Annotated in this window: 12 protein-coding genes; 2 read left to right on the forward strand and 10 right to left on the reverse strand. The window is 47.7% G+C overall.

Features of this window, described 5'->3' with window-relative positions:
• Positions 1–132: 132 nt before the first annotated feature.
• Positions 133–1,617, forward strand: a complete 1,485-nt coding sequence (ubiD, locus tag B2337_RS02255) for a 4-hydroxy-3-polyprenylbenzoate decarboxylase (RefSeq protein ID WP_292414500.1) — start codon at positions 133–135, stop codon at positions 1,615–1,617.
• Here ubiD and B2337_RS02260 read toward each other — a convergent pair.
• From B2337_RS02260 to moaD, 10 genes are all read right to left on the reverse strand, one after another.
• Entirely contained in the window at positions 1,606–1,995 is a 390-nt protein-coding gene (locus tag B2337_RS02260; RefSeq protein ID WP_292414499.1) for an MAPEG family protein, read from the reverse strand. The genes ubiD and B2337_RS02260 overlap by 12 nt on opposite strands.
• A gap of 41 nt (positions 1,996–2,036) precedes the next feature.
• Positions 2,037–3,785 carry an OFA family MFS transporter gene (locus tag B2337_RS02265; RefSeq protein WP_292414498.1) on the reverse strand — a complete coding sequence of 583 codons (1,749 nt, stop codon included), beginning with the start codon at positions 3,783–3,785 and terminating at the stop codon, positions 2,037–2,039.
• Positions 3,786–3,861: 76 nt separating this feature from the next.
• Entirely contained in the window at positions 3,862–4,110 is a 249-nt protein-coding gene (locus B2337_RS02270) for a formate dehydrogenase subunit delta (RefSeq protein WP_292414496.1), read from the reverse strand.
• 11 nt (positions 4,111–4,121) lie between these two features.
• Positions 4,122–4,946: a formate dehydrogenase accessory sulfurtransferase FdhD gene (fdhD, locus tag B2337_RS02275; RefSeq protein ID WP_292414495.1), complete on the reverse strand. Its 825-nt coding sequence runs from the start codon at positions 4,944–4,946 to the stop codon at positions 4,122–4,124.
• A complete protein-coding gene (gene fdhF, locus B2337_RS02280; protein ID WP_292414494.1) occupies positions 4,943–7,825 on the reverse strand; it encodes a formate dehydrogenase subunit alpha in 2,883 nt (960 codons plus the stop codon). Before fdhF ends, fdhD begins: the two co-directional genes overlap by 4 nt.
• 3 nt (positions 7,826–7,828) lie before the next feature.
• A complete protein-coding gene (locus tag B2337_RS02285) occupies positions 7,829–9,376 on the reverse strand; it encodes a formate dehydrogenase beta subunit (RefSeq protein WP_292414493.1) in 1,548 nt (515 codons plus the stop codon).
• Positions 9,376–9,867, reverse strand: coding sequence for a formate dehydrogenase subunit gamma (locus tag B2337_RS02290; RefSeq protein ID WP_292414492.1), 492 nt, complete (start codon positions 9,865–9,867; stop codon positions 9,376–9,378). Before B2337_RS02290 ends, B2337_RS02285 begins: the two co-directional genes overlap by 1 nt.
• Before the next feature lie 221 nt (positions 9,868–10,088).
• Positions 10,089–11,171: a substrate-binding domain-containing protein gene (locus B2337_RS02295; RefSeq protein ID WP_292414491.1), complete on the reverse strand. Its 1,083-nt coding sequence runs from the start codon at positions 11,169–11,171 to the stop codon at positions 10,089–10,091.
• 57 nt (positions 11,172–11,228) lie between these two features.
• The gene (locus B2337_RS02300) at positions 11,229–11,663 is read right to left on the reverse strand and encodes a molybdenum cofactor biosynthesis protein MoaE (RefSeq protein ID WP_292362057.1); all 435 of its coding nucleotides are present in this window, start codon (positions 11,661–11,663) and stop codon (positions 11,229–11,231) included.
• A 2-nt stretch (positions 11,664–11,665) separates the two neighbouring features.
• Positions 11,666–11,893: a molybdopterin converting factor subunit 1 gene (gene moaD / locus B2337_RS02305; protein ID WP_292362058.1), complete on the reverse strand. Its 228-nt coding sequence runs from the start codon at positions 11,891–11,893 to the stop codon at positions 11,666–11,668.
• A 45-nt stretch (positions 11,894–11,938) separates the two neighbouring features.
• On the opposite strand from moaD, the gene moaC reads away from it, so the two are divergent.
• A complete protein-coding gene (moaC, locus tag B2337_RS02310; protein WP_292414490.1) occupies positions 11,939–12,418 on the forward strand; it encodes a cyclic pyranopterin monophosphate synthase MoaC in 480 nt (159 codons plus the stop codon).
• Positions 12,419–12,487 lie beyond the last annotated feature (69 nt).

Raw genomic sequence — 12,487 nt, forward strand, 5'->3', positions numbered from 1 at the left:
TGTCTAGCTTAGTTTAGTTAAGATATCCTCGAATTATCCTAGTACTTCAATTGATTCTTGATTGTTTATCACTTAAATCAAACAAGGTCGAAGCTGCTAAGCTAACCCAACCCATAAATTAAAACCAACGATATGAAATACACCGACCTAAGAGACTTCATCACCAACCTGGAAAAACAGGGCGAGCTAAAACGAATCACCACCGAAATTGATCCCCATCTGGAAATGACGGAGATTTGTGATCGGGTGTTGCGTGCTGGTGGGCCGGCGATTCTGTTTGAGAACCCGAAGGGCAGCAAAATTCCGGTATTGGCGAATTTGTTTGGTACGCCAAAACGCGTTGCCCTGGGTATGGGGGAGGATTCGGTTGAGGCGTTACGCGAAGTCGGCAAGTTACTGGCATTTTTGAAAGAGCCGGAACCGCCTAAGGGTATGAAAGATGCCTGGGATAAGCTGCCGATCTTTCGTCAGGTGTTGAATATGGGCCCGAAGGTGGTGAAAAAAGCACCGTGTCAGGAGCAGGTGATTGAGGGCGATGACATTGATCTGGGTGACTATCCGATTCAACTCTGCTGGCCAGAAGATGCTGCACCGCTAATTACCTGGGGTTTGGTAGTGACCAAAGGGCCGCACAAAACTCGGCAGAATCTAGGGATTTATCGCCAACAGGTGATTGGTAAAAACCGGGTGATTATGCGTTGGTTATCGCATCGGGGTGGGGCACTGGATTTTAAGGAATGGCAGCAAACGCATCCTGGAGAGCCATTTCCTATTGCTGTTGTGTTGGGCTGTGATCCAGCCACTATTTTAGGTGCTGTAACGCCTGTTCCCGATACACTTTCTGAATATGCGTTTGCTGGATTGCTGCGAGGTAGTAAAACCGAGTTGGTGAAATGTATTGGCAGTGATCTGCAGGTGCCCGCCCATGCCGAGATTGTGCTGGAAGGCTTTATTTACCCCGATGATATGGCACCGGAAGGGCCGTATGGCGATCACACTGGTTATTACAATGAAGTCGACAGCTTTCCGGTGTTTACCATTGAGCGAATTACTCAGCGTAAAAATCCGATTTATCACAGCACTTATACTGGTCGTCCACCTGATGAACCGGCGATTTTGGGTGTGGCATTAAACGAAGTATTTGTGCCGATTCTGCAGAAGCAGTTTCCGGAAATTGTCGATTTTTATCTGCCACCTGAAGGTTGTTCATATCGTATGGCAGTGGTCAGCATGAAAAAACAATATGCCGGTCATGCCAAGCGGGTGATGATGGGGGTCTGGTCATTTTTACGACAGTTTATGTATACAAAATTCGTGATCGTCGTTGATGATGATGTGAATGTGCGTGATTGGCAGGATGTAATTTGGGCGATTACCACGCGTATGGATCCGGCGCGCGATACGGTTTTAATTGAAAACACACCGATTGATTATCTGGATTTTGCTTCACCGGTATCGGGTCTTGGCTCAAAAATGGGGATGGATGCCACCAATAAACTGCCCGGTGAAACCAACCGTGAGTGGGGCAGACCGATTGAGAAAGATCCGGCAGTTGTCGCTCGGGTCGATGCGATTTGGTCCGAGTTGGGATTTGATGAAGACGACTCAGCCCGATAATTGAATACCGACAAACGCTAATAGATTCAATACCGCCATTATGATCAGCAGCCAAATGGTCAATTGCATACCAATAATTCGTCGGGGAATGATGGCTTTACTAACACCGTTGGCGTGGATCACTCGACCGATAATAAACAAGCTGCCCAGTACATGGATTAACCAGATTGGGCCTTGGTTAAGTTCAAAAACAATTAACAACAGCAAACCAATTGGCAGATATTCAACGGCATTAGCATGGGCTCGAATGGCGGCCAGCAAATCCTGATTTCCGCCATCGCCCAACGCCACTTTATGTAGACGTCGCAGCGCAATAACGTTGCGCGCTAAAGCGACGATGAGAAATGCTGCAAGTGCGATATAAATGGTGGCGTGCATAAACCCTAATCCCAGGCATTTAGTGAGAGTCTAAGGGTGCCTTATTCAGCCGTCGTTGATCCAGCTTTATTTTCTTTCTGATTTTGCCACCAATGCGAATGACTGTTTTGTACATGATGATTGGCATGTACCGGTCGCATCATGCGATTGCTGATAAGTGCCACAATCAGCAATGACGCCATCACATACATGGTCGTGTTATAGAGGCTCGGTGTTGGATCCATGGTGCCAGCAGGCACAATTTCCATTAGCGAGGCAATCGAAACGGTGCTGGTTTGAATCAAAGTATCGAGCTCTGTAATAGGCGCACCAAAGCGGCTGAGAAATACATTCGGGTCGACGGTATTGGCCAGGTTGTGAATAGCCTTATAAATAGATTGTTCACGCAAATGGGTAAGTAATACCGGCCCCAGAATACCCGCGACGCTCCAGGCTGTTAACAGTCGTCCATGGATACCACCAACATGCAACGTACCGAAGATATCGGCCAGATAGGCGGGAATAGTGGCAAAGCCACCGCCATACATGGTGAAAATCAGCATGGTGACAGCATAAAACAGAATCAACCACATCACGGCTGGATTAATGCTGGCTTGCATTGCTATAAAAGGAATCGACAGATATAACAACGCACCGAGCATAAAGAAAATACTGTAGGTGGTTTGTCGGCCAATATAATCCGACATGGATGACCAGAAGAAGCGTCCTGCCATATTAAACACACTGATCATAAGCACATAGGTGGCGGCAAATCCTGCATCCACTATTGACGGTAAACTCGGGCCAAAAATATCAGTGACCATGGTTTTGGCTACGCCAATCACGCCGATGCCAGCAGTAACGTTAAAGCACAACATAATCCACAATTGGTAGAACTGTGGGGTTTTTAATGCCTGATCAATATGTACATGATTTTGGCTAATCAGTGATTTAGCCACTTTTTTGTTTGGATCTGGATTCCAACCAGCCGGTTTCCAGTCTGCTGGTGGCACCCGAAAACTAAATGCGGAAATCACCATCACCACAAAATAAAGAATTCCCAGCGTTAGAAATACTGAAGCCGCTCCGGTACTGCCTGAACCGACGACATAGACCCCTTCCGGACCGGGCAATGGCATAGTGGCCATATCTTTGGCTGTGGCGACCACCACTTCGACTTTATTTCCAGCCATTTCAACAAAACGCCGACCATTTTCGGTGATTAATGCCAAATCACTGGCTTTACCGAGATAGGTGGGAGCTTCATAGAACAACGCTAGCAGATAGCCTTTTAACGGGGCACCGATGATTGCGCCACCACCAAAACCCATAATGGCAATTCCGGTGGCCATACCGCGTCGATCCGGAAACCAGCGGATTAAGGTACTGACCGGTGTCACATAGGCGAGACCCAGACCACAGCCACCGACAACGCCATAGCCCAGATAGATTAACCACAGTTCATGAAGATAGAGCCCCAGGCTGCTGATTAAAAAACCACCACCCCATAAACATGCAGCAAGAAATCCTGTGGCTCTTGGGCCCACTTGTTCAAGCCATTTACCGCCAATGGCGGCGGCCAGCCCAAGAAAAACAATGGCGGTTGAGAAGATCCAGACCACGGATGAAAAATGCCAGTCATCTGCTGCACTGGCCACCACACCGAGTTGCTTGATCAGTGGCGGATTAAACATACTCCACGCATACACCGAACCGATGCAAAGATGAATAAATACGGATGCCGGGGCTATCCACCAACGATTAAATCCCGGTTTGGCAACGATATGGCGTTTATGAAGGTGGGCCAGCATGTTTTTTTGTCCTTAAATACACATGAAGTTGCCGCCAGTGAGTGGAGACCGACTCATTGGCGACTTTTCTGGGAGACTAGGCGATTTGCTTTCTGCTTTGTTCAGTTTTCAGGATGGCTATTGCATCTCGCGCCAAAGGCGAAAGATCGGTTTCATCGATTGCTGCTGCAATAAGATCCTGACGCATTTTGGGTGCCCAGAAACGCACCAGATGTTGTTCAATTCGTTTAGCAGCTTCGGCAGGCTCATAAGCACTGAGATTGGCAGCAATCTGGTTAACCATCTTAATCAAAGTGGCGGTTTGCGAATGGCTATCGTGGCTCATTGATTTGCTCTCTAGATAACGTGGCTTAATAGCTCAGGTTGATGGGGATCGTGATAAATAACCTGTTTGTTCGCTCTGGCAAATCCAACCAACAACAAACCGGCTTGACGTGCCTGATCGATAGCGAGACTGGTTGGTGCTGAAATGGCAACCAGACAGCCTACGTTAGCCATGCAGGTTTTTTGTACCATTTCATAACTGGCGCGGCTGGTGACCAGAATGAAACCTTGCTGGCGATCTATGCTCATGCCCGACATCGCGCCAATCAATTTATCCAGCGCATTGTGGCGGCCGACATCTTCACGCACCAGCTCAATTTGTCCAGTTAATGAACACCAGGCCGCCGCATGAGTGGCACCAGTCATCGCGTTGATAGGTTGATTTGCTCGGATAGTTTCAAGGGCCTGAGCAATGACGTCCTGGCTTACCTGCGGAGCATGCACAACAGGGATAGGCCTAATGGCTTGTTTAAGCGATTCAATTCCACATAAACCGCAACCCGTCCGACCCGTCATATTACGACGCATGGACTTAAGCTTTTCAAATGCCTCATCGGCGATTTGCAAACGGATAGTAATGCCAGCTTTGGCCTGAGTGATATGAACATGGTTAATCTGTTCACGGGATTCAACGATTTCTTCAGTCAAACTGAAACCAATAGCAAAGTCTTCCAGATTGACCGGCGAGGCCATCATCACCACATGCGAAATATAGTTATAAACCAGCGCAACAGGCACTTCTACAGCCACCTCATCAGAACCCCAATGCGCCTGTTTCAGGTTTGGCTGATAAATTGAAACAGGCGTGGCCAACGAGGTTTTATAGACAAAGCTCATGATGATGACGAACCTGTGGGCATCGATTGATCATGTTTTCGATTCTTCAATAGATTCAATTGCAGCGTTTCAAATGCCTCGAAGTTTTTCTGCCATTCTGATGGCTGGCTGACCCGTTCGATTTGTACCGCGGTAACTTTGTATTCCGGACAATTTGTCGCCCAATCTGAATTATCCGTAGTGATAACGTTGGCACCGCTGCCGGGATGATGGAAGGTGGTATACACCACTCCAGGCAATACTTTTTCAGTCAGGCGGGCCCGTAACACGGTTTGTCCGGCCCGACTGGTAATACCTACCCAATCGTCTTCCTTGATGCCTCTGACTTCTGCATCATGTGGATGAATATCCAGACGATCTTCATCATGCCAAAGCTGGTTTTGGGTACGACGGGTTTGTGCGCCCACATTGTATTGCGACAGAATCCGTCCGGTAGTGAGTAATAACGGAAAGCGGCTGTTGGTTCTTTCCTCGGTGGCAACGTATTCGGTGACACTGAAACGGCCTTTGCCAATCGGGAAATCATCGACGTGCATGGTCGGTGTGCCGATTGGATGCGCGTCGTTGCATGGCCATTGAATACTGCCCAATTCATCAATGCGTTTGAAACTTACGCCTGTGAAGGTAGGTGCCAGCTGTGCAATTTCATCCATGATTTCCGATGGATGATTGTAATGCATCGGATAGCCAAGGGCATTGGCCAAATCCATCGTGACTTGCCAGTCTTCTTTACCTGCCAGTGGTGGCATGACTTTGCGAACACGATTAATTCGGCGTTCGGCGTTAGTGAAGGTACCGTCTTTTTCCAGGAAGGATGAACCTGGCAATAACACATGGGCGAATTTAGCCGTTTCGTTAAGAAACAGATCCTGCACAATCAGGCATTCCAGCGAACGTAAGGCACTTTCAACGTGTTGCGTTCCGGGATCAGATTGGGCGATATCTTCACCCTGCACATAAAGTCCTTTAAATTCGCCAGCAATCGCCGCATCAAACATATTAGGAATACGCAGGCCTGGTTCATTATCCAGTTTGACACCCCAGACGGCTTCAAAATGTGCCCGTGATTCATCATTGGAAACATGCTGATAACCGGGTAGTTCATGTGGGAAGGATCCCATATCACATGAGCCCTGCACATTATTCTGTCCACGCAGTGGATTTACACCAACACCTTCACGACCCAGGTTTCCGGTCGCCATAGCGAGGTTGGCAATCCCCATCACCATGGTTGACCCCTGACTGTGCTCGGTCACCCCAAGTCCGTAATAGATTGCACTGTTGTTGCCTTGGGCAAAGCTGCGAGCTGCCTCGCGTACTTTTTCTGCAGCAACACCGGTTATGGCCTCAACCGCTTCTGGAGAATGACGCTCATCACGAATAAATTCGCGCCATTTGCCGTAGGTTTCCATATCACAGCGCGACTCAATAAACTCGTGGTCTTCAAAACCTTCAGTCACAACAACATGTGCTAAGGAATTAATCAACGCAACATTGGAACCGGGTTTAAGCGGCAGATGCAAAGCTGATTTTAGATGAGGCGTTTTCAGTAAATCGATATGTCTTGGATCGGCCACAATCAACTGTGCACCTTCACGCAGTCGGCGACGCATCATTGAGCCAAATACCGGATGGGCATCGGTAGGATTGGCACCGATCACCAGAATCACATCCGATTTCATTACGGAGTCGAAATTCTGGGTACCAGCTGATTCGCCCAGTGTGACTTTCAGTCCATAACCGGTGGGGGAGTGGCAAACTCGGGCACAGGTATCAGTATTGTTATTGCCAAACGCGGCACGGATCAGTTTTTGAACCAGATAGGTTTCTTCATTGGTACAACGTGATGACGTAATGCCGCCAATACTGTTGCGGCCGTATTTTTGCTGAATACCTTTGAGTTTGTCTGCCGCAAACTGAATGGCTTCTTCCCAACTTGCTTCCTGCCAGGGTTCATTGATGTTATTACGGATCATTGGCGTGGTTAGGCGATCTTTGTGTGTGGCATAACCAAAGGCAAAACGGCCTTTAACACAGGAATGGCCATGATTGGCATCGCCACCTTTGTAAGGCACCATGCGCACCACTTGATCGCCTTTCATTTCAGCTTTAAACGAACAACCGACACCACAATATGCACAGGTAGTGACCACGCTATGTTCCGGTTGGCCCATTTCCACAATACTTTTTTCCATCAGGGTGGAGGTTGGGCAGGCTTGTACACAGGCACCGCAGGATACGCATTCAGAATCCATAAAATCTTCATGCTGACTGGGCGATACCACCGAGGCAAAACCCCGACCGTCAATGGTTAAAGCAAAGGTGCCTTGTACTTCTTCACAGGCTCTTACACATCGTGAGCAGACAATACATTTGCTGGGATCAAAATCGAAATAGGGATTGCTATGATCTTTTTCACTCTCCAGGTGATTCTCACCAGCATAACCATAACGAACTTCACGCAGACCCACTGCGCCGGCCATATCCTGTAGTTCACAGTTTCCGTTTGCCGGACAGGTCAGGCAGTCCAGTGGATGATCGGAAATATACAATTCCATGATATTGCGGCGTAAGTCGGCCAGTTTTTTATTCTGGGTCGTCACTTTCATGCCTGCATCCACTGTGGTGGTGCAGGAAGCGGGATAACCACGTCGGCCTTCAATTTGCACGGCACATAAACGGCAGGAACCGAACGATTCCAGATTATCGGTGGCACAGAGTTTGGGAATATTGATATCGACCAGTGCTGCAGCCCGCATAACGGAAGTGCCTTCGGGCACCGAGATTTCAATGCCGTCAATTTCCAGCGTCACCAGCTTTTCTGATAGACGTGCTGGGGTTCCATAATCTTTGTTGGGGTTAAATCTTTCTACTTTCATGACTTACTCCTGACGCCCATGGCGCAGTTCGTCGGGGAAAAATTTCATCACGCTTTTAACGGGAATTGGCGTCATACTGCCCATGGCGCATAGAGAGCCATCGACCATGGTGTCGCACAAATCTTCCAGTAGTTGCCAGTTGTTATCGGGTCTTTCACCAGCGCGAATGCGATCAATGACTTCCACACCTCTGGTCGAGCCAATACGGCAGGGCGTGCATTTGCCACAGGATTCGACGGTGCAAAATTCCATCGCAAAGCGGGCTTGATCCCCCATATCGACACTATCATCGAACATCACCACACCACCGTGACCCAGCACGGCTTGTTCAGATGAAAAGGCTTCGTAATCTATGACCGTGTGCCACTGACTTTCTGGTAGATAAGCCCCTAATGGACCACCGACCTGCACAGCTTTCAGTGGTCGACCGCTACGGGTGCCACGACCAAATTCATTCATCAATTGATTTAATGGAATGCCAAATGCCAGCTCGACCAGACCGCCATTTTTGACATTGCCGGCAAGTTGAATAGGCATCGTGCCGCGAGAACGTCCCACGCCATAATCAGCATAGGCCTGACCGCCCTTGTCGAGAATGTAAGGAATGGCTGCCAGAGATAAAACATTATTAACGACCGTCGGTTTGCCAAATAAACCAACAATCGCAGGAAGGGGCGGTTTGGCACGGACTAATCCGCGTTTACCTTCCAGGCTGTCGAGTAACGACGTTTCTTCACCGCAGATATAGGCACCTGCACCTAAGCGAACTTCCAGATCAAACTGTTTTTGGCTGCCGCGAATATTGTTACCCAGATAACCCTGCTGATAGGCTGTTTCAATGGCTTTATTCAATATGTGATGGGCAATGGGATATTCTGAACGTAAATAGATATAGCCTTGATTGGCACCGACGGCGAGGCCCGCGATGGTCATGCCTTCGATGAGCATGAACGGATCACATTCCATCACCAGCCGATCGGCAAAGGTGCCGGAGTCACCTTCATCAGCATTACAGACAATGTATTTCTGCTCTCCAGGCGTATCCAGCACGGTTTGCCATTTAATACCGGTGGGGAATGCGGCACCGCCACGACCACGCAAGCCAGATGTTTTTACTTCATCAACAATCTGTTGTCCGGTCATTATCAGGGCATTTTCTAAGCCAGCGTAACCATCATGGTCGAGATAATCCTGCAAAGACAATGGATCGGTAATACCTGACCGGGAAAACGTTAAACGCTGTTGATTTTTCAGGTAGGGGATTTGCTCTACCAGTCCAACACAGAGAGCATGTTGTGTTTGACCTTGATGAAAGTCTTGCTCAAAAAGCGTTTGCACATCATTTGCTGTGACGGGACCAAAACCCAGACGACCGTTTTCGGTTTCGACTTCAATTAAGGGTTCCAGCCAGAATAGACCACGCGAGCCATTTCGAACTAAGGTGATGTCGATGCCACGACTTAAAGCTTCAGCCTGTATCAATGTGGCAATCTGATCTGCACCTAAGGATCGGGCCGTAGTATCACAGGGAACAAATATCTTTATCGACATTAACCTGCCTCCTGCAAACGCTGACGGCAGTTTCCCATCAATTCATCAAAACGTTCCGGGCTGACACGGCCATGGATATCATCATTAATGCGTATTGAAGGACCAGTGGCACAATTTCCAAGGCAATAAACGGGTTCCAGTGTGATATTGCCGCAATCCGTTGTTTGCTGGTAATCAATATTGAGGGTATTTTTGGCGTGTTCTTCCAGTTGGCGACAGCCCACTGATTGACAGGCTTCGGCCCGGCAGATTTCGACGATATGCTTGCCGGTGGGATGGTTTCGAAAATGTGCGTAAAAGCTGATAACCCCATGTACTTCAGCACGGGTGAGTAACATTTCGTCTGCAATAATCGGCACCACATTATCGGGAATATGCCCGATATATTCCTGAACAGCATGTAACACCGGTAATAAAGCCCCAGGCTTTGATTTTAGCCGCTGTATGATTTCACGGACGGTTTCTATCCGCCATTTCCCGGATGTTATCATTTTTTGCCTCTCTCATTCCTATATATGAATTAAATTACATATATAATTTTGTTTTTTTTGTTTTATCAGACAATAACACAGCGAAATAGACTTAAAAATATGTAATTAAATGCATATTATGCTATGCCGCCTGGAGTGGCTTTGAGAGTGGTTTTTTTGATTAAGAAACCGGTGTGACTCGCGTCGAGAAGGAAAAGGTTTTTAAAGAAAAACTGTCTATTTCAGGAAAAGCCAGTTTCAAAGATTTGTTCAAACGTCACTTCCTGACCGCATCGGTCAAGCTCGTAACCCTCAAGATCAACTAAAGCATTTTGAAAAGCGTTGCCATTCACACAATCGAGCAACGTTTGCACAGTTTCATGCTCAAATTGCTGCTGACTGACCGCCAGGCAATAGTGCTCCCATTGAATGGGTACAAAATCGAGCCCGAACTTTTTGGCGACTGCTGCAATGCCAAAACCACAGTCAGCTACACCACTGGCGACCATTGCAGCTACTGCCATATGGGTAAACTCTTCTTGCTGATAGCCGCTAATCGTTGTCGGATCAATGTGTTGCAGAGCCAGTAGCTGATCCAGTAATAAGCGTGTTCCGGAATCTTTCTGACGATTAATAAAGCGATATTGTCCTTTACTTAAATCAGCCAGTGATCGGATGGCGAGTGGGTTGCCTTTAGGCACCATTAATCCCTGTAAACGTCTGACGAGATAAATCAGACGATGATTTTTTGGTGAAATATGTTGTAAATATTGGGATGCTACATGTTTGCCCAGCTCTCCCTCGGGTACATGAAAGCCTGCTATATCACATTGATTTTCTTTTAGCGCTCGCAAGCTTTCCACACTACCGTGAAAGTGTAGTTCAACCGGCATATCTTTCAGCTGATTCAAGGTGTCTCTTAATGCGCTGACGGCTAAACCATGGCTGGCATAAATTTTCAGGTGATAATGTTGTTGCGATTGTTGAATACGCGATAGCTGGTGGGCCAGTTCAGTGGCTTGATTGGCAAGTTGCGGTGCGTGTCGGGCTTGTAATTGTTGTTGTGCCTGCAGCAGTTTTTCACCAGCTTCAGAGAGTTTTGCACCACGGCCACGGTGTTTGATAACCAATGGCGAACCGAACAGTTTTTCCCATTTTTCCATTAAACCCCAGGCATGCCGATAGGAAACCTGGCATTGCAATGCGGCTTGCTGCAGTGAGCCCAACGAATCAAGATTTGTCAGCAGATTAAATAAGACGGGATCCACCGTGATGGTTTTCCCTTCATGTTCAATCTGCCACAGGAAGTTAATTTGAATATTCAACTAGTTAACCGCATTGTTTGGAGAGGAAAAGATACTATTAACTTCAACGCTTCTACCTTATAAACCATCAGTATTGGATTCCACCCAGCGTTCGCCACTCGGGTTCTGTTCTTTTTTCCAAAACGGCGCTTTATATTTCAGCTCTTCAATCAGCCAGTTGCAGGCATCCAGAGCGGCACGGCGATGGGCTGACCAGCAGCCGATTAATACTATGGCTTCACCGGGAAACACTTCACCGACGCGATGCACGATCAAACAATCATTTAACGGCCAGTCGGTTTTAGCCTGTTTTTCCAATTGTTCGAGATAACGCTGAGTCATGGCAGGATAGTGTTCCAATGTCATGGTTCTGACGGTAGCATCATCGTTATAATCTCGCATGGTTCCGATAAAGCTGGCAGCTGCGCCATCTCTGCCCGCAGGCATCTGCTGCGAAAACTCACTTAGCCATTGATAAGGCTGAAAGTCTTCATCGAGAATATGCGTGGCCATGATTAACCTCCGGTGACCGGTGGGAAAAAAGCGACCTCATCACCGTCTTTCACCTGACTTTGCATATTGGCGTAGTCAAGATTAACGGCGACCAGCAGATTATTGGGGGGCGTGGCGGACTGGGTTGCCAGATCCCAGACTTCGGTAACAGTAGAGGCCTGTTCTACCGTAGTCTCACTCTGTCCCAGACTTTCACGCAGACTGGCAAAAAATTTGACTTGAATAGACATCTGGTTGATTGTTTCCTTGTTTAAAACATAAGGATAACACCCAAAATGGCAGAGTTAACGCATTTTAATCAGGCCGGTGAAGCGCATATGGTCGATGTTGGCGATAAAGCCGTGACACAGCGCAAGGCCATCGCTACTGGCCGGATTATCATGTTGCCGGAAACCCTGAAATTGATTGAGCAGGGCAATCATAAAAAAGGGGATGTCCTGGGCATTGCCCGCATTGCCGGCATTATGGCGGCCAAACGCACCTCGGATTTGATTCCACTGTGTCATCCACTGGCGTTAACCAAAGTATCTGTCGAGTTTGTAATGGATGCAGCTAATAATGCCGTGAATTGTCAGGCTGAAGTCGCTACCTCTGGCCAAACCGGAGTGGAAATGGAAGCACTTACTGCGGTACAAGTGGCGCTGTTGACTATCTACGATATGTGTAAAGCCGTGGATCGCGGCATGGTGATGACCGATGTCTGTCTGTTGGAAAAAGCTGGCGGTAAATCCGGTCACTGGCAACGTTTTGTTTAAAAAACGTTGCTCTGTCCATAATGCAATTTTCAAAATTAAGTTTGAATTCAGTATCTGTCCTCTAAACTA

The sequence above is a fragment of the Methylophaga sp. UBA3192 genome, assembly GCA_002363955.1.
GTDB lineage: Bacteria > Pseudomonadota > Gammaproteobacteria > Nitrosococcales > Methylophagaceae > Methylophaga.